Raw genomic sequence first — 17,900 nt, 5'->3', positions numbered from 1 at the left:
TTTCCCCTTATTTCATTACTTTTTTCGTAGGAAAAGAAAATCAAGGAGGAATTTTGGCAGCCTACTTTCCCCACCTTGAATCTTTTGCAAGTCTTTTTCCTTCAAGGCTACAAACTGTTCCAATTTAACTTTGTTTTTCATAATAAAATCTCCTAAAATGTTTTTTTCTTGTAAGCTAACTTACAAAAACCATTATACAAAATGGAATTTCGTTTTAGATAAAATTCTCTCAACTGTCATTTTTTTCTCCCAAAGTGTACTTTTTTAAGAAAAAAGCCGGGAAAATTCCCAGCTTTGCTATTATATTGATCCCAGCAGGATTCGAACCTGCGACCGTTCGCTTAGAAGGCGAATGCTCTATCCAGCTGAGCTATGAGACCTAACACAATTATTCTACCAAAAAATCAATTAAAAGTCAATTTTCTATTTATGATAGGGTGATCCCTGCTGAATCGTAAAAGCGCGATAGATTTGTTCAACAAGGACTAGTCTCATTAACTGATGGGGCAAGGTTAAACGGCCAAAACTAACAGAAAGATTGGCTCTCTTTTTTACATCCTGTGCTAACCCCAGACTCCCTCCAATAATAAAGGTAAGAGTAGAAAATCCTTTTATAGAAGCTTCTTCTAACTGCTTACTAAATTCTTCTGATGAGAAAGTTTTCCCTTCAATAGCTAACGCAATAACAAAATCACGGTCACCAACTTTTGATAAAATTCTCTGACCTTCTATTTCTAAAATCTTTTGATTTTCTGACTCACTGGCCTTATCTGGTGTTTTTTCATCTGCTAGCTCAATCATTTCAAGCTTAGCAAATCGAGAAATTCGTTTTGAATACTCTGCAATACCATCTTTTAAATACTTTTCTTTCAGTTTCCCAACTGTTACAACTTTAATTTTCATGACTCTATTCTAACATATTCTCTATTTTTTCACATCTTATTCACAAAATAAAAAATAGATTTCAATTGAGAAAATCACAGTTTTAAAAGAGTTATCCACAGTTTGTGTAAAACTTTTGTGTTTAAGTTATAATTAAGCTAGTCAGTTTATACTTTCAGTAATTCAAAAATATGGAGGCAAATATGAAACATTTAAAAACATTTTACAAAAAAGGGTTTCAATTATTAGTCGTTATCGTCATTAGCTTTTTTAGTGGAGCCTTGGGTAGTTTTTCAATAGCTCAACTAACTCAAAAAAGTAGTGTAAGCAACTCTAATAACAATAGCACCATTACACAGACTGCCTATAAGAACGAAAATTCAACAACACAGGCTGTTAACAAAGTAAAAGATGCTGTTGTTTCCGTTATTACTTATTCAGCAAATAGACAAAATAGCGTATTTGGCAATGATGATACTGACACAGATTCTCAGCAAATCTCTAGTGAAGGATCTGGAGTTATTTATAAAAAGAATGATAAAGAAGCTTACATCGTCACCAACAATCACGTTATAAATGGCGCCAGCAAAGTAGATATTCGATTGTCAGATGGAACTAAAGTACCTGGAGAAATCGTCGGAGCTGACACTTTCTCTGATATTGCTGTCGTCAAAATCTCTTCAGAAAAAGTTACAACAGTAGCTGAGTTTGGTGATTCTAGCAAGTTAACCGTAGGAGAAACTGCTATTGCCATTGGTAGCCCGTTAGGTTCTGAATATGCAAATACTGTTACTCAAGGTATCGTATCTAGTCTCAATCGAAATGTATCCTTAAAATCTGAAGATGGACAAGCCATTTCTACAAAAGCCATCCAAACTGATACTGCTATTAACCCAGGTAACTCTGGTGGCCCACTGATCAATATTCAAGGACAGGTTATCGGAATTACCTCAAGTAAAATTGCCACAAATGGAGGAACATCTGTAGAAGGCCTTGGTTTCGCAATCCCTGCAAATGATGCTATCAATATTATTGAACAGTTAGAAAAGAACGGAAAAGTTACACGCCCAGCTTTGGGAATCCAGATGGTTAATTTATCTAATATAAGTACAAGTGACATCAGAAGACTCAATATTCCAAGTAATGTTACATCTGGCGTAGTTGTTCGTTCTGTACAAAGTAATATGCCTGCCAATGGTCACCTTGAAAAATACGATGTTATTACAAAAGTAGATGACAAAGAGATTGCTTCATCAACAGACTTACAAAGTGCTCTTTACAATCATTCTATCGGAGACACCATTAAGATCACTTACTATCGTAACGGTAAAGAAGAAACTACATCCATCAAGCTTGACAAGAGTTCAGGTGATTTAGAATCTTAATTGACATCTATGTAAAGAAAGCTTTACATAAGAGAAAAGATGTGTTAGTGTAGAATCATGGAAAAATTTGAAATGATTTCTATCACGGATATACAAAAAAATCCCTATCAACCTAGAAAAGAATTTGATGGAGAAAAACTAGATGAACTAGCACAGTCTATCAAAGAAAATGGGGTCATTCAACCGATTATTGTTCGTCAATCTCCTGTGATTGGTTATGAAATCCTTGCAGGAGAAAGACGCTATCGGGCTTCACTTTTAGCTGGTCTAACGTCTATCCCAGCTGTTGTTAAACAGCTTTCAGATCAAGAGATGATGGTCCAATCCATCATTGAAAATTTACAGAGGGAAAATTTAAATCCAATAGAAGAAGCACGCGCTTATGAATCTCTCGTAGAGAAAGGATTCACCCATGCTGAAATTGCAGATAAAATGGGCAAGTCTCGTCCTTATATCAGCAACTCCATTCGTTTGCTTTCCTTGCCAGAACAGATTCTCTCAGAAGTAGAAAATGGCAAACTATCACAAGCTCATGCGCGTTCTCTAGTTGGGTTGAATAAGGAACAACAAGACTATTTCTTACAACGGATTATAGAAGAAGATATTTCTGTAAGGAAGTTAGAAGCTCTGCTGACAGAGAAAAAACAAAAGAAACAGCAAAAAAATGATCATTTCATACAAAATGAAGAAGAACAGTTAAAAAAACTACTCGGATTAGATGTAGAAATCAAACTGTCTAAAAAAGATAGTGGAAAAATCATTATTGCTTTCTCAAATCAAGAAGAATATAGTAGAATTATCAACAGCCTGAAATAAGGCTGTTCTTTTATTTTTTTATCTCACAAGGTTATCCACTATTTTTTTCGATAAAAAGCTTAATAAATCAATAGTTTCTGACTTTATCCCCAACCTGTGGATAAAACTTGATAACATTGTGGATTATTTTTCACAGCTTGTGGAAAATTCTTACTATCTATGGTAAAATAAGTCTAGCATTAAACTTTTAAATAGTAAAGGAGGAGAACGGATTGAAAGAAAAACAATTTTGGAATCGTATCTTAGAATTTGCGCAAGAAAGACTGACTCGATCCATGTATGATTTCTATGCTATTCAAGCTGAACTCATCAAGGTAGAGGAAAATGTTGCCACTATATTTTTACCACGATCTGAAATGGAAATGGTCTGGGAAAAACAACTAAAAGATATTATTGTCGTTGCTGGATTTGAAATTTATGATGCTGAGATAACTCCCCACTATATTTTCACTAAACCTCAAAATACTACTATCTCACAAGTTGAAGAAGCTACAAATTCAACTCTTTATGACTATAGTCCAAAGTTAGCATCTATTCCTTATTCGGATACTGGATTAAAAGAGAAGTATACCTTTGATAATTTTATCCAAGGGGATGGAAATGTTTGGGCTGTATCAGCTGCTTTGGCTGTCTCTGAAGATTTGGCTCTGACCTATAACCCTCTTTTTATCTATGGAGGACCTGGGCTTGGTAAGACTCACCTGTTAAACGCTATTGGAAATGAAATTCTAAAAAATATTCCAAATGCGCGTGTTAAATATATTCCTGCCGAAAGCTTTATCAATGACTTTCTTGATCACCTAAGACTTGGGGAAATGGAAAAGTTTAAAAAAACCTACCGCAGTCTTGATCTTTTGTTAATTGATGATATCCAGTCACTCAGCGGAAAAAAAGTTGCAACTCAAGAAGAATTTTTCAATACCTTTAACGCCCTTCATGACAAGCAAAAACAGATTGTCCTAACGAGTGATCGTAGTCCAAAACATTTAGAAGGGCTCGAAGAAAGGCTTGTCACGCGCTTTAGTTGGGGATTAACACAAACTATCACACCCCCTGACTTTGAAACACGTATTGCCATTTTACAAAGTAAAACGGAACATTTAGGCTACAATTTCCAAAGTGATACTCTAGAATACCTAGCTGGGCAATTTGATTCAAATGTTCGAGATCTTGAGGGAGCCATCAACGACATCACTTTAATTGCCAGAGTAAAAAAAATCAAAGATATCACTATTGATATTGCTGCAGAAGCTATTAGAGCTCGCAAACAAGATGTTAGCCAAATGCTCGTCATCCCAATTGACAAAATCCAAAATGAAGTTGGTAACTTTTATGGTGTCAGTATCAAAGAAATGAAGGGAAGCAGACGCCTTCAAAATATTGTTTTAGCCCGTCAAGTAGCCATGTATTTATCTAGAGAACTAACAGATAATAGTCTTCCAAAAATTGGGAAGGAATTTGGAGGAAAAGATCATACAACAGTCATTCATGCCCATGCAAAAATTAAATCTTTGATTGATGAAGACGATAATTTACGTTTAGAAATTGAATCAATCACAAAGAAAATCAAATAACTTGTGGATAACTTTCGCATTTTTATCTTTTTTATCCACATTTTTTAAACAATCCAAAAATCTTGATATGACTTGCTTTAAGTCTGTTTTCCACAGATTTCACAGACTCTATTATTACTATTATCCTTCTAATACTAAAAATAAATAAAGGAGAATCCATGATTCATTTTTCAATTAATAAAAATTTATTTCTACAAGCATTAAATACTACTAAGAGAGCTATTAGTTCTAAAAATGCCATTCCTATTTTATCAACCGTAAAAATTGACGTGACTAATGAAGGTGTTACTTTAATTGGTTCAAATGGTCAAATTTCAATTGAAAATTTTATTTCTCAAAAAAATGAAGATGCTGGTTTGTTAATTACTTCTTTAGGTTCGATCCTTCTTGAAGCTTCTTTCTTTATAAATGTAGTATCTAGTCTACCTGATATTACTCTTGATTTTAAAGAAATTGAACAAAATCAAATTGTTTTAACCAGCGGCAAATCAGAAATTACCCTAAAAGGGAAAGATAGTGAACAATATCCACGAATCCAAGAAATTTCAGCAAGCACTCCTTTAATTCTTGAAACAAAATTACTCAAGAAAATTATCAATGAAACAGCTTTTGCTGCAAGTACACAAGAGAGTCGTCCAATTTTGACAGGTGTTCATTTTGTATTGAGTCAACACAAGGAGCTAAAAACAGTTGCAACAGACTCTCATCGCCTAAGTCAGAAAAAATTGACTCTTGAAAAAAATAGTGATGATTTTGATGTCGTAATTCCTAGCCGTTCTCTACGCGAATTTTCAGCGGTATTTACAGATGATATCGAAACTGTAGAGATTTTCTTTGCCAATAACCAAATCCTTTTTAGAAGCGAAAATATTAGCTTCTATACACGTTTGTTAGAAGGAAACTATCCTGATACAGATCGTTTGATTCCAACAGACTTTAACACTACTATTACTTTTGATGTGGTAAACTTACGCCAGTCAATGGAACGTGCTCGTCTTTTATCAAGTGCGACTCAAAATGGTACTGTGAAGCTTGAAATTAAAGGTGGCGTTGTTAGCGCCCACGTTCATTCTCCTGAAGTTGGTAAAGTAAACGAAGAAATTGATACTGATCAGGTTACTGGTGAAGATTTGACTATTAGTTTCAACCCAACCTACTTGATTGATTCACTCAAGGCTTTAAATAGCGAAAAGGTGACCATTAGCTTTATCTCAGCTGTTCGTCCATTCACTCTTGTGCCAGCAGATACTGACGAGGATTTCATGCAACTTATCACCCCAGTTCGTACAAATTAAGTTAAAGAGGTTGAGCCTAGCTCGCCTCTTTTATGATATAATCGAAAAAGAAAAGGAGAATAGTATGTATCAAGTTGGAAATTTTGTTGAGATGAAAAAACCACATGCTTGCACAATTAAGTCAACAGGAAAAAAAGCAAATCGTTGGGAAATTACACGTATAGGGGCAGATATCAAAATCAAATGTAGTAATTGTGACCATGTTGTCATGATGGGGCGCTATGATTTTGATCGAAAAATGAATAAAATTATTGACTGAGAACCCTTAGTTAGAGGGTTAGCAAGTTTTCCCTTTTTGTGTTATAATATTAGGGATTGAAATGAAAACGGAGAATGAGAAAATATGGCTTTAACAGCAGGTATCGTTGGTTTGCCAAACGTTGGTAAATCAACACTATTTAATGCAATTACAAAAGCAGGAGCAGAGGCAGCAAACTACCCATTTGCGACGATTGATCCAAACGTTGGAATGGTAGAAGTTCCAGATGAACGCCTCCAAAAATTGACTGAAATGATCACTCCTAAAAAGACAGTGCCAACAACATTTGAATTTACAGATATTGCAGGAATTGTAAAAGGAGCTTCAAAAGGAGAAGGGCTAGGGAATAAATTCTTGGCTAATATTCGTGAAGTAGATGCGATTGTTCATGTAGTTCGTGCTTTTGATGATGAAAATGTCATGCGCGAGCAAGGACGTGAGGATGCCTTTGTGGATCCACTTGCAGATATTGATACTATTAATCTGGAGTTAATTCTTGCTGACTTAGAATCAGTCAATAAGCGTTATGCACGTGTAGAAAAGATGGCACGTACGCAAAAAGATAAAGAATCAGTAGCAGAGTTTAATGTTCTTCAAAAGATTAAACCAGTCCTTGAAGATGGAAAATCAGCTCGCACCATCGAATTTACAGATGAGGAACAAAAGGTTGTAAAAGGTCTCTTCCTTTTGACGACTAAACCAGTGCTCTATGTTGCTAATGTGGACGAGGATGTGGTTTCAGAACCTGACTCTATCGACTATGTTAAACAAATTCGTGAATTTGCAGCGACAGAAAATGCTGAAGTAGTCGTTATTTCTGCGCGTGCTGAGGAAGAAATTTCTGAATTGGACGATGAAGACAAGCAAGAGTTTCTTGAGGCACTTGGGTTGACAGAATCAGGCGTTGATAAGTTGACTCGTGCAGCTTACCATTTGCTTGGACTGGGAACTTACTTCACAGCTGGTGAAAAAGAGGTTCGCGCTTGGACCTTCAAACGTGGTATGAAGGCTCCTCAAGCAGCTGGTATTATCCACTCAGACTTTGAAAAAGGTTTTATTCGTGCAGTAACCATGTCATACGATGATTTGGTGAAATATGGATCTGAAAAGGCCGTAAAAGAAGCTGGACGTTTGCGTGAAGAAGGAAAAGAATATATCGTCCAAGACGGCGATATCATGGAATTCCGCTTTAATGTCTAAAAAATTTAATGAATAGTATCAATTAGGTTGGAAAAAAATTCCAACCCTTTTGGCTTTTGAAAGGAAAAATAAATGACCAAATTACTTGTAGGCTTGGGAAATCCAGGAGATAAATATTTTGAAACAAAACACAATGTTGGATTTATGTTGATTGACCAACTAGCGAAGAAACAGAATGTCACTTTTACACATGATAAGATATTTCAAGCTGACCTAGCATCCTTTTTCCTAAATGGAGAAAAAATTTATCTGGTCAAACCAACGACATTTATGAATGAAAGTGGAAAAGCGGTTCATGCTTTATTGACTTATTATGGTTTGGATATTGAAGATTTACTCATCATTTACGATGATCTTGACATGGAAGTTGGAAAGATTCGTTTAAGAGCAAAAGGTTCAGCAGGTGGTCATAATGGTATCAAGTCTATTATTCAACATATTGGAACCCAAACCTTTAATCGTGTTAAGATTGGAATCGGAAGACCTAAAAATGGCATGTCAGTTGTTAACCATGTTTTGAGTACCTTTGACAAGGATGATTATATCGGTATTTTACAGTCTATTGACAAAGTTGACGACTCTGTAAACTACTATTTACAAGAGAAAAACTTTGAAAAAACGATGCAGAGGTATAACGGATAAATGGTGACCTTATTAGATTTATTCTCAGAAAATGATCAGATAAAAAAATGGCATCAAAATCTGACAGATAAGAAAAGACAATTAATGTTAGGTTTGTCAACTTCTACAAAAGCTTTAGCAATAGCTAGTAGTTTGAGACAGGAAGATAAGATTGTGTTATTGACGTCAACTTATGGAGAAGCAGAAGGACTTGTTAGTGATCTTCTATCTATCTTGGGTGAGGAATTTGTCTATCCATTTTTGGTAGATGACTCCCCTATGGTAGAATTTTTGATGTCTTCACAAGAAAAAATCATTTCACGGGTTGAAGCCTTGCGTTTTTTGACTGATTCATCTAAGAGAGGGATTTTAGTTTGTAATATCGCAGCAAGTCGATTGATTTTACCGTCTCCAAATGTATTCAAAGATAGTATTGTAAAAATAACAGTTGGTGAAGAATATGACCAAAACGCACTTATCCATCAGTTAAAAGAAATCGGTTATCGAAAGGTTACACAAGTACAAACTCAGGGCGAATTTAGTCTGCGAGGAGATATTTTAGATATTTTTGAAATATCCCAGTTAGAACCTTGCCGAATTGAGTTTTTTGGTGATGAAATTGATGGTATCAGGTCATTTGAAGTCGAAACACAATTATCGAAAGAAAATCAGACAGAACTCACTATCTTTCCAGCTAGTGATATGCTTTTGAGAGAAAATGATTATCAAAGAGGTCAGTCAGCTTTAGAAAAACAAATTTCAAAGACTTTATCACCTATTTTGAAATCCTACCTAGAAGAAATTCTTTCAAGTTTTCACCAAAAACAAAGCCATGCAGATTCTCGAAAGTTTTTATCTTTGTGCTATGATAAGACATGGACTGTCTTTGATTATATTGAAAAAGATACTCCAATATTCTTTGATGATTATCAAAAATTGATGAATCAGTATGAAGTCTTTGAAAGAGAATTAGCGCAGTACTTTACAGAAGAATTACAGAATAGTAAAGCATTTTCTGATATGCAGTATTTTGCTGATATTGAACAAATCTATAAAAAACAAAGTCCGGTGACCTTTTTCTCTAATCTTCAAAAGGGGCTAGGAAATCTCAAGTTTGACCAAATTTATCAATTTAATCAATATCCTATGCAGGAGTTTTTCAATCAGTTTTCTTTTCTAAAAGAAGAAATTGAACGATACAAAAAAATGGATTACACTATTATTCTGCAATCTAGCAATTCAATGGGAAGTAAGGCATTGGAGGATATGTTAGAGGAATATCAGATTAAATTGGATTTCAGAGATAAGTCAAGAATCTGTCAACAATCTGTAAACTTAATTGAGGGTAACCTAAGACATGGTTTTCATTTTGTAGATGAAAAAATTCTGGTGATTACTGAACATGAGATTTTTCAAAAGAAATTAAAACGTCGTTTTCGAAGACAACATGTTTCGAATGCAGAGAGATTAAAAGATTACAATGAACTTGAAAAAGGGGACTATGTTGTCCATCATATCCATGGGATTGGTCAATATCTAGGAATTGAAACCATTGAAATCAAGGGAATTCATCGTGATTATGTTAGTGTTCAATACCAAAACGGGGATCAAATTTCTATCCCAGTAGAACAGATTCATCTACTGTCTAAATATGTTTCAAGTGATGGGAAAGCTCCTAAACTCAATAAATTAAATGACGGTCATTTTAAAAAAGCCAAGCAAAAAGTTAAGAATCAGGTAGAGGATATAGCTGATGATTTAGTCAAACTCTATTCTGAACGCAGTCAGTTGAAGGGCTTTGCTTTCTCAGCCGATGATGAAGAGCAAAATGCCTTTGATGATGCTTTCCCTTATGTTGAAACGGATGATCAACTTCGCAGTATTGAGGAAATCAAGAGAGATATGCAGGCTTCTCAGCCAATGGATCGACTTTTGGTTGGGGATGTTGGTTTTGGAAAGACTGAAGTTGCAATGCGAGCAGCCTTTAAGGCAGTCAATGATCACAAACAGGTTGTCGTCTTAGTTCCGACGACGGTTTTAGCGCAACAGCACTATACGAATTTTAAGGAACGATTCCAAAATTTTGCAGTTAATATTGATGTGTTGAGTCGCTTTAGAAGTAAAAAAGAGCAGACTGCAACACTTGAAAAATTGAAAAACGGTCAAGTCGATATTTTGATTGGAACCCATCGTGTTTTGTCAAAAGATGTTGTGTTTGCTGATTTGGGCTTGATGATTATTGATGAGGAACAACGATTTGGTGTCAAGCATAAGGAAACCTTGAAAGAACTGAAGAAACAAGTGGATGTCCTGACCTTGACAGCAACGCCAATTCCTCGTACCCTTCACATGTCTATGCTGGGAATCAGAGATTTGTCTGTTATTGAAACTCCGCCGACTAATCGTTATCCAGTGCAAACCTATGTTTTGGAAAAGAATGAGAGTGTCATTCGTGATGCTGTTTTGCGTGAAATGGAGCGTGGAGGTCAAGTTTACTACCTTTACAACAAAGTTGACACGATTGACCAGAAGGTTTCAGAATTACAGGAGTTAATTCCAGAGGCTTCGATTGGTTATGTTCATGGTCGCATGAGTGAGATTCAGTTGGAAAATACTCTATTAGACTTCATTGAAGGACAATACGATATTTTAGTAACGACTACCATTATTGAGACAGGAGTGGATATTCCCAATGCCAATACTTTATTTATAGAAAATGCGGACCATATGGGCTTGTCAACCTTGTATCAGTTAAGAGGAAGAGTCGGTCGTAGTAATCGTATTGCTTATGCCTATCTCATGTATCGTCCAGAAAAATCAATCAGTGAAGTCTCTGAGAAGAGATTAGAAGCGATTAAAGGATTTACAGAATTGGGATCCGGATTTAAGATTGCTATGCGAGATCTTTCGATTCGTGGAGCAGGGAATCTCCTAGGAAAATCCCAGTCTGGTTTCATTGATTCTGTTGGTTTTGAATTGTATTCGCAGTTACTAGAGGAAGCTATTGCTAAACGACATGGTAATGGGAATACAAGAACCAAAGGTAATGCCGAATTGATTTTACAAATTGATGCCTATCTTCCTGATACTTATATTTCTGATCAACGACATAAGATTGAAATTTACAAGAAAATTCGTCAAATTGACAACCGTGTCAATTACGAAGAGTTACAAGAAGAGCTGCTGGACCGCTTTGGAGAATACCCAGATGTGGTAGCCTATCTTTTAGAGATTGGTTTGGTTAAGTCTTATCTTGACAAGGTCTTTGTTCAACGTGTGGAAAGAAAAGATAATAAAATTACAGTTCAATTTGAAAAAGTCACTCAACGACTGTTTTTAGCTCAAGATTATTTTAAAGCTTTATCCGCAACGAACTTAAAAGCAGGCATCACTGAGAATAAGGGATCAATGGAGCTTGTATTTGATGTCCGAAATAAGAAAGATTATGAAATTTTAGAAGGTCTGCTGATTTTTGGAGAAAGTTTATTAGAGATAAAAGAGTCTAAGAAAGAAAATTCCATTTGATATTTTTCTTCTATAAAATAGATAAAAATGGTACAATAATAAGTTGAGGTAATAAGTATGAGATTAGACAAATATTTAAAAGTATCACGAATTATCAAGCGTCGTACAGTCGCAAAGGAAGTAGCAGATAAAGGCAGAATTAAGGTTAATGGAATCTTGGCCAAAAGTTCAACGGATTTGAAAGTTAATGACCAAGTTGAAATTCGCTTTGGCAATAAGTTGCTACTTGTAAAAGTACTGGAGATGAAAGATAGTACAAAAAAAGAAGATGCAGCAGGCATGTATGAAATTATCAGTGAAACACGGGTAGAAGAAAATGTCTAAAAATATCGTACAATTGAATAATTCTTTTATTCAAAATGAACACCAACGCCGTCGCTACCTGATGAAAGAACGGCAAAAACGGAATCGTTTTATGGGATGGGTATTGATTTTGATTATGCTATTATTTATCTTGCCAACTTTTAATTTAGCGCAGAGTTATCAGCAATTACTCCAAAGACGTCAGCAATTAGCAGACTTGCAAACTCAGTATCAAACTTTGAGTGATGAAAAGGATAAGGAAACAGCATTTGCTACCAAGTTGAAAGATGAGGATTATGCTGCCAAATATACACGAGCGAAGTACTATTATTCTAAGTCGAGGGAAATAGTTTATACGATTCCTGACTTGCTTCAAAGGTGATAAAATGGAAAACTTACTAGACGTAATAGAGCAATTTTTGAGTTTGTCAGATGAAAAGCTGGAAGAATTGGCTGATAAAAATCAATTATTGCGTTTACAAGAAGAAAAGGAAAGGAAGAATGCGTAAATTCTTAATTATTTTGTTGCTACCAAGTTTTTTTACCATTTCAAAAGTTGTTAGTACAGAAAAAGAAGTAGTCTATACTTCAAAAGAAATTTATTACCTTTCACAATCTGACTTTGGTATTTATTTTAGAGAAAAATTAAGTTCTCCCACGGTTTATGGAGAGGTTCCTGTTTATGCGAATGAGGATTTAGTAGTGGAATCTGGAAAATTGACTCCCCAAACAAGTTTTCAAATAACTGAGTGGCGCTTAAATAAACAAGGAATTCCGGTATTTAAGCTATCAAATCATCAATTTATAGCTGCGGATAAACGATTTTTATATGATCAATCAGAGGTAACTCCAACAATAAAAAAAGTATGGTTAGAATCTGACTTTGAACTGTATAATAGCCCTTATGATTTAAAAAAAGTGAAATCATCCTTATCAGCTTATTCGCAAGTATCAATCGACAAGACCATGTTTGTAGAAGGAAGAGAATTTCTACATATTGATCAGGTTGGATGGGTAGCTAAAGAATCAACTTCTGAAGAAGATAATCGGATGAGTAAAGTTCAAGAAATGTTATCTGAAAAATATCAGAAGGATTCATTCTCTATTTATGTTAAGCAACTGACTACTGGAAAAGAAGCTGGTATCAATCAAGATGAAAAGATGTATGCAGCTAGTGTTTTGAAACTCCCTTATCTCTATTATGCGCAAGAAAAAATAAATGAGGGTCTTTATCAGTTAGATACGACTGTAAAATATGTATCTGAAGTCAATGATTTTCCAGGTTCTTATAAACCAGAGGGAAGTGGTAGTCTTCCTAAAAAAGAGGATAATAAAGAGTATTCTCTCAAGGACTTAATCACAAAAGTATCTAAAGAATCTGATAATGTAGCTCATAATATATTGGGATATTACATTTCAAACCAATCTGATGCCACATTCAAATCCAAGATGTCTGCTATTATGGGGGATGATTGGGATCCAAAAGAAAAATTGATTTCTTCCAAGATGGCCGGGAAGGTCATGGAAGCTATTTATAATCAAAATGGATTTGTGTTGGAGTCTTTGACTAAAACAGATTTTGATAATCAGCGAATTGCCAAAGGTGTTTCTGTGAAGGTAGCTCATAAAATTGGGGATGCGGACGAATTTAAGCATGATACGGGTGTTGTCTACGCAGATTCTCCATTTATTCTTTCTATTTTCACTAAGAATTCTGATTATGATACAATTTCTCAGATAGCCAAGGATGTTTATGAGGTTCTAAAATGAGGGAACAAGATTTTTTAAATCATTTTCTCAAGAAGGGATATTTCAAAAAGCATACTAAGGTGGTGTTAGCTCTTTCTGGCGGGTTAGATTCTATGTTTCTATTTAAGGTATTGTCTACTTATCAAAAAGAGTTAGAAATTGAATTGATCTTAGCTCATGTGAATCATAAGCAGAGAGTAGAATCAGATTGGGAAGAACAGGAATTAAGGAAGTTGGCTGCTGAAGCAGAGTTTCCTATTTATATCAGCAATTTTTCAGGAGAATTTTCAGAAGCGCGTGCTCGAAATTTTCGTTATGATTTTTTTCAAGAGGTCATGAAAAAGACAGGTGCGACAGCTTTAGTCACTGCCCACCATGCGGATGATCAGGTGGAAACGATTTTGATGCGTTTGATTCGAGGCACTCGTTTGCGCTATCTATCAGGAATTAAGGAGAAGCAAGTAGTCGGAGAGATAGAAATTATTCGGCCCTTCTTGCATTTTCAGAAAAAAGACTTTCCACCAATTTTTCACTTTGAAGATATATCAAATCAGGAAAATCATTATTTTCGCAATCGTATTCGAAACTCATACTTACCAGAATTAGAAAAAGAAAATCCTCGATTTAGAGATGCAATCTTAAGTATCGGAAATGAAATTTTAGATTATGACTTAGCTATAGCTGAATTATCAAAGAATATTGATGTAGAAAATTTAGAGCAGCTATTGTCTTACTCTGAGTCGACACAAAGAGTTTTACTTCAAACTTATCTGAATCGTTTTCCAGATCTGAATCTTACAAAAGCTCAGTTTGCTGAAGTTCGGCAGATTTTAAAATCTAAAAGTCAGTATCGTCATCCGATTAAAAATGGCTATGAATTGATAAAAGAGTATCAACAGTTTCAGATTTGTAAAATCAGTCCGCAGGCTGATGAAAAGGAAGATGAACTTGTGTTACACTATCAAAATCAGGTAACTTATCAGGGATATTTATTTTCCTTTGGGCTTCCATTAGAAGGTGAATCAATTCAGCGAATACCTGTTTCACGCGAAACATCCATACACATTCGTCATCGAAAAACAGGAGATGTTTTAATTCAAAATGGGCATAGAAAAAAACTCAGACGTCTATTTATTGATTTGAAAATCCCTATGGAAAAGCGGAAATCTGCTCTGATTATTGAGCAATTTGGTGAAATTGTCTCAATTTTGGGAATTGCGACCAGTAATTTGAGTAAAAACACGAAAAATGATATAATGAACACTGTACTTTATATAGAAAAAATAGATAGGTAAAAAAATGTTAGAAAACGATATTAAAAAAATCCTCGTTTCACACGATGAAATTACAGAAGCTGCTAAAAAATTAGGTGCTCAATTAACCAAAGACTATGCAGGAAAAAATCCAATCTTAGTTGGGATTTTAAAAGGATCTATTCCTTTTATGGCTGAATTGGTTAAACATATTGATACACATATTGAAATGGACTTCATGATGGTTTCTAGCTACCATGGTGGAACAGCAAGTAGTGGTGTTATCAATATTAAACAAGATGTGACTCAAGATATCAAAGGAAGACATGTTCTATTTGTAGAAGATATCATTGATACAGGTCAAACTTTGAAGAATTTGCGAGATATGTTTATTGCAAGAGAAGCAGCTTCTGTTAACATTGCAACCTTGTTGGATAAACCAGAAGGACGTGTTGTAGAAATTGAGGCAGACTATACCTGCTTTACTATCCCAAATGAGTTTGTAGTAGGTTATGGTTTAGACTACAAAGAAAATTATCGTAACCTTCCTTATGTTGGAGTATTGAAAGAAGAAGTGTATTCAAATTAGAAAGAACAATTTTTAATGAAAAAACAAAATAATGGTTTAATTAAAAATCCATTTCTATGGTTATTACTTATTTTTTTCCTAGTTACAGCTTACCAGTATTTTAGTACAGGTAGTGTTGCAGGGAAAAGTGAGCAAATTAATTATACAGAATTGGTAAAAGAAATTACCGATGACAATGTAAAAGAATTAACCTACCAACCAAATGGCAGTGTTATCGAAGTTTCGGGTGTCTATAAAAATCCTAAAGCAAGTAAAGAAGAAACAGGCATTCAGTTCTTTTCTCCATCTGTTACAACAGTAGAGAAATTTTCAAGTATTATTCTTCCCTCTGATACCACAGTATCAGAATTGCAAAAGCTTGCTTCTGATCATAAAGCGGAAGTAACTGTTAAGCATGAAAGTTCAAGTGGTATGTGGATTAATCTACTCGTATCCATTGTACCATTTGGGATTCTTTTCTTCTTCCTATTCTCTATGATGGGAAATATGGGAGGAGGAAATGGCCGTAATCCAATGAGTTTTGGACGTAGTAAGGCTAAAGCTGCAAATAAAGAAGATATTAAAGTAAGATTTTCAGATGTTGCTGGAGCTGAGGAAGAAAAACAAGAACTAGTTGAAGTTGTTGAATTCTTAAAAGATCCAAAACGATTTACAAAACTTGGAGCCCGGATTCCAGCAGGTGTTCTTTTGGAGGGACCTCCGGGAACAGGTAAGACATTGCTTGCTAAGGCAGTCGCCGGAGAAGCAGGCGTTCCATTCTTTAGTATCTCAGGTTCTGACTTTGTAGAAATGTTTGTCGGAGTTGGAGCTAGTCGTGTTCGTTCTCTTTTTGAAGATGCCAAAAAAGCAGCGCCAGCTATCATCTTTATCGATGAAATTGATGCTGTTGGACGTCAACGTGGAGTCGGTCTTGGTGGAGGTAATGATGAACGTGAGCAAACCTTGAACCAACTCTTGATTGAGATGGATGGTTTTGAGGGAAATGAAGGGATTATCGTCATCGCTGCTACAAACCGTTCAGATGTACTTGATCCTGCCCTTTTGCGTCCAGGACGTTTTGATAGAAAAGTATTGGTTGGCCGTCCTGATGTTAAAGGTCGTGAAGCAATCTTGAAAGTTCACGCTAAGAACAAGCCTTTAGCAGAAGATGTTGATTTGAAATTAGTGGCTCAACAAACTCCAGGTTTTGTTGGTGCTGATTTAGAGAATGTATTGAATGAAGCAGCCTTGGTTGCCGCTCGTCGTAATAAATCGATAATTGATGCTTCAGATATTGATGAAGCAGAAGATAGAGTTATTGCTGGTCCTTCTAAGAAAGATAAGACTGTTTCACAAAAAGAACGTGAATTAGTTGCCTATCATGAGGCAGGCCATACCATTGTTGGTCTAGTTTTGTCGAATGCCCGTGTTGTACATAAAGTTACTATCGTACCACGTGGTCGTGCAGGTGGTTATATGATTGCACTTCCTAAGGAAGACCAAATGCTTCTATCTAAAGAAGATATGAAAGAGCAATTGGCTGGCTTAATGGGTGGACGTGTAGCTGAAGAAATTATCTTTAATGTCCAAACTACAGGAGCTTCAAACGACTTTGAACAAGCGACACAAATGGCGCGTGCAATGGTTACAGAGTACGGTATGAGTGAAAAACTTGGCCCAGTACAATATGAAGGAAATCATGCTATGTTTGGTGCACAGAGTCCTCAAAAATCAATTTCAGAACAAACAGCTTATGAAATTGACGAAGAGGTTCGTTCATTATTAAATGAAGCACGAAATAAAGCTGCTGAAATCATCCAATCAAATCGTGAAACTCATAAGTTGATTGCAGAAGCATTATTGAAATATGAAACATTGGATAGTACACAAATTAAAGCTCTTTATGAAACAGGAAAGATGCCTGAAACCGTAGAAGAGGAGTCTCATGCATTATCTTATGATGAAGTAAAGTCAAAAATGAATGACGAAAAATAACCCAAAGAGAGGCTTGTCCTCTCTTTTTTGTGCAGTTGAGGATCTAAAGGGTGCAGAATGGAGGAAATGTGCCAAAAGTGTTTCTGAATCTGTTAGACTGTATCTAGAAAGGGGAAGATTATGCTTAAAAAAATGTATGAAGAAGTCCAAGGAATTGTATACAAGTGTAGAAATGAATATTACCTTCATTTGTGGGAGCTATCGGATTGGGACCAAGAGGGCATGATATGTCTACATGAATTGATTAGTAGAGAAGAAGGGCTGGTAGAAGATATCCCTCGTTTAAGGAAATATTTCAAAACAAAATTCCGGAATCGAATTTTAGATTATCTTCGTAAGCAAGAAAGCCACAAACGGAGATATGATAAAGAACCCTATGATGAAGTGGGTGATATAAGTCATCGTATAAGTGAGGGCGGTCTGTGGCTAGATGATTATTATCTCTTTCATGAAACACTAAGAGATTATAGAAACA

Annotated in this window: 18 protein-coding genes and 1 tRNA gene; 16 read left to right on the top strand and 3 right to left on the bottom strand. The window is 35.4% G+C overall.

Annotation, left to right across the window (positions count from 1 at the left end):
• Positions 1-15: 15 nt before the first annotated feature.
• From comC to rlmH, 3 genes are all read right to left on the bottom strand, one after another.
• On the bottom strand, positions 16-141 hold the full coding sequence (gene comC / locus HT724_RS01295) for a competence-stimulating peptide ComC (protein ID WP_173275953.1): 126 nt from the start codon (positions 139-141) through the stop codon (positions 16-18).
• A gap of 165 nt (positions 142-306) precedes the next feature.
• Positions 307-380, bottom strand: a tRNA-Arg gene (locus HT724_RS01290).
• A 43-nt stretch (positions 381-423) separates the two neighbouring features.
• Entirely contained in the window at positions 424-903 is a 480-nt protein-coding gene (gene rlmH / locus HT724_RS01285) for a 23S rRNA (pseudouridine(1915)-N(3))-methyltransferase RlmH (protein ID WP_050252625.1), read from the bottom strand.
• A 182-nt stretch (positions 904-1,085) separates the two neighbouring features.
• Here rlmH and HT724_RS01280 point away from each other — a divergent pair, with 182 nt between their 5' ends.
• The 16 genes from HT724_RS01280 to HT724_RS01210 form a co-directional block, all read left to right on the top strand.
• Complete coding sequence (locus tag HT724_RS01280) at positions 1,086-2,267, top strand: S1C family serine protease (RefSeq protein WP_173275950.1); 1,182 nt, start codon at positions 1,086-1,088, stop codon at positions 2,265-2,267.
• 57 nt (positions 2,268-2,324) lie between these two features.
• A complete protein-coding gene (locus HT724_RS01275) occupies positions 2,325-3,083 on the top strand; it encodes a ParB/RepB/Spo0J family partition protein (protein ID WP_173275947.1) in 759 nt (252 codons plus the stop codon).
• Positions 3,084-3,295: 212 nt separating this feature from the next.
• Positions 3,296-4,657, top strand: coding sequence for a chromosomal replication initiator protein DnaA (gene dnaA / locus HT724_RS01270; protein ID WP_173275944.1), 1,362 nt, complete (start codon positions 3,296-3,298; stop codon positions 4,655-4,657).
• A 158-nt stretch (positions 4,658-4,815) separates the two neighbouring features.
• Positions 4,816-5,952, top strand: coding sequence for a DNA polymerase III subunit beta (gene dnaN / locus HT724_RS01265; RefSeq protein ID WP_173275941.1), 1,137 nt, complete (start codon positions 4,816-4,818; stop codon positions 5,950-5,952).
• 64 nt (positions 5,953-6,016) lie between these two features.
• Positions 6,017-6,211 carry a DUF951 family protein gene (locus HT724_RS01260; protein WP_173275938.1) on the top strand — a complete coding sequence of 65 codons (195 nt, stop codon included), beginning with the start codon at positions 6,017-6,019 and terminating at the stop codon, positions 6,209-6,211.
• 84 nt (positions 6,212-6,295) lie between these two features.
• Entirely contained in the window at positions 6,296-7,411 is a 1,116-nt protein-coding gene (gene ychF / locus HT724_RS01255) for a redox-regulated ATPase YchF (RefSeq protein WP_001218712.1), read from the top strand.
• Between the two features lie 72 nt (positions 7,412-7,483).
• The gene (gene pth, locus HT724_RS01250) at positions 7,484-8,053 is read left to right on the top strand and encodes an aminoacyl-tRNA hydrolase (RefSeq protein WP_000163938.1); all 570 of its coding nucleotides are present in this window, start codon (positions 7,484-7,486) and stop codon (positions 8,051-8,053) included.
• Positions 8,054-11,557, top strand: coding sequence for a transcription-repair coupling factor (gene mfd, locus HT724_RS01245; protein ID WP_173275935.1), 3,504 nt, complete (start codon positions 8,054-8,056; stop codon positions 11,555-11,557).
• 57 nt (positions 11,558-11,614) lie between these two features.
• Positions 11,615-11,881: an RNA-binding S4 domain-containing protein gene (locus HT724_RS01240; protein ID WP_001234978.1), complete on the top strand. Its 267-nt coding sequence runs from the start codon at positions 11,615-11,617 to the stop codon at positions 11,879-11,881.
• Positions 11,874-12,242 (top strand): septum formation initiator family protein, encoded by a 369-nt coding sequence (locus HT724_RS01235; protein WP_000041903.1) that lies wholly within the window; start codon positions 11,874-11,876, stop codon positions 12,240-12,242. Before HT724_RS01240 ends, HT724_RS01235 begins: the two co-directional genes overlap by 8 nt.
• 4 nt (positions 12,243-12,246) lie before the next feature.
• On the top strand, positions 12,247-12,369 hold the full coding sequence (locus HT724_RS10355; protein WP_000429334.1) for an SP_0009 family protein: 123 nt from the start codon (positions 12,247-12,249) through the stop codon (positions 12,367-12,369).
• Positions 12,362-13,630: a serine hydrolase gene (locus tag HT724_RS01230; RefSeq protein WP_173275932.1), complete on the top strand. Its 1,269-nt coding sequence runs from the start codon at positions 12,362-12,364 to the stop codon at positions 13,628-13,630. The genes HT724_RS10355 and HT724_RS01230 overlap by 8 nt, the downstream gene beginning before the upstream one ends.
• Positions 13,627-14,904, top strand: a complete 1,278-nt coding sequence (gene tilS, locus HT724_RS01225) for a tRNA lysidine(34) synthetase TilS (protein WP_173275929.1) — start codon at positions 13,627-13,629, stop codon at positions 14,902-14,904. Before HT724_RS01230 ends, tilS begins: the two co-directional genes overlap by 4 nt.
• A 4-nt stretch (positions 14,905-14,908) precedes the next feature.
• On the top strand, positions 14,909-15,451 hold the full coding sequence (hpt, locus tag HT724_RS01220) for a hypoxanthine phosphoribosyltransferase (protein WP_000892176.1): 543 nt from the start codon (positions 14,909-14,911) through the stop codon (positions 15,449-15,451).
• A gap of 15 nt (positions 15,452-15,466) precedes the next feature.
• Complete coding sequence (ftsH, locus tag HT724_RS01215; protein WP_173275926.1) at positions 15,467-17,425, top strand: ATP-dependent zinc metalloprotease FtsH; 1,959 nt, start codon at positions 15,467-15,469, stop codon at positions 17,423-17,425.
• A gap of 120 nt (positions 17,426-17,545) precedes the next feature.
• Positions 17,546-17,900, top strand: a 355-nt coding sequence (locus HT724_RS01210; RefSeq protein WP_173275923.1) for a sigma-70 family RNA polymerase sigma factor, incomplete at its 3' end; no start/stop codon positions are given.

The sequence above is a fragment of the Streptococcus sp. k-402 genome (genome assembly GCF_013277515.1).
Classification (GTDB): domain Bacteria; phylum Bacillota; class Bacilli; order Lactobacillales; family Streptococcaceae; genus Streptococcus.
This window is presented reverse-complemented; position numbering and strand designations above follow the sequence as displayed.

Bases quoted from the DNA above. Each gene is read 5' to 3' on its own strand.
- comC (WP_173275953.1), bottom strand. From the start codon at position 141: ATGAAAAACAAAGTTAAATTGGAACAGTTTGTAGCCTTGAAGGAAAAA.
- rlmH (WP_050252625.1), bottom strand. From the start codon at position 903: ATGAAAATTAAAGTTGTAACAGTTGGGAAACTGAAAGAAAAGTATTTA.
- HT724_RS01280 (WP_173275950.1), top strand. From the start codon at position 1,086: ATGAAACATTTAAAAACATTTTACAAAAAAGGGTTTCAATTATTAGTC.
- HT724_RS01275 (WP_173275947.1), top strand. From the start codon at position 2,325: ATGGAAAAATTTGAAATGATTTCTATCACGGATATACAAAAAAATCCC.
- dnaN (WP_173275941.1), top strand. From the start codon at position 4,816: ATGATTCATTTTTCAATTAATAAAAATTTATTTCTACAAGCATTAAAT.
- HT724_RS01260 (WP_173275938.1), top strand. From the start codon at position 6,017: ATGTATCAAGTTGGAAATTTTGTTGAGATGAAAAAACCACATGCTTGC.
- ychF (WP_001218712.1), top strand. From the start codon at position 6,296: ATGGCTTTAACAGCAGGTATCGTTGGTTTGCCAAACGTTGGTAAATCA.
- pth (WP_000163938.1), top strand. From the start codon at position 7,484: ATGACCAAATTACTTGTAGGCTTGGGAAATCCAGGAGATAAATATTTT.
- mfd (WP_173275935.1), top strand. From the start codon at position 8,054: ATGGTGACCTTATTAGATTTATTCTCAGAAAATGATCAGATAAAAAAA.
- HT724_RS01240 (WP_001234978.1), top strand. From the start codon at position 11,615: ATGAGATTAGACAAATATTTAAAAGTATCACGAATTATCAAGCGTCGT.
- HT724_RS01235 (WP_000041903.1), top strand. From the start codon at position 11,874: ATGTCTAAAAATATCGTACAATTGAATAATTCTTTTATTCAAAATGAA.
- HT724_RS10355 (WP_000429334.1), top strand. From the start codon at position 12,247: ATGGAAAACTTACTAGACGTAATAGAGCAATTTTTGAGTTTGTCAGAT.
- HT724_RS01230 (WP_173275932.1), top strand. From the start codon at position 12,362: ATGCGTAAATTCTTAATTATTTTGTTGCTACCAAGTTTTTTTACCATT.
- tilS (WP_173275929.1), top strand. From the start codon at position 13,627: ATGAGGGAACAAGATTTTTTAAATCATTTTCTCAAGAAGGGATATTTC.
- hpt (WP_000892176.1), top strand. From the start codon at position 14,909: ATGTTAGAAAACGATATTAAAAAAATCCTCGTTTCACACGATGAAATT.
- ftsH (WP_173275926.1), top strand. From the start codon at position 15,467: ATGAAAAAACAAAATAATGGTTTAATTAAAAATCCATTTCTATGGTTA.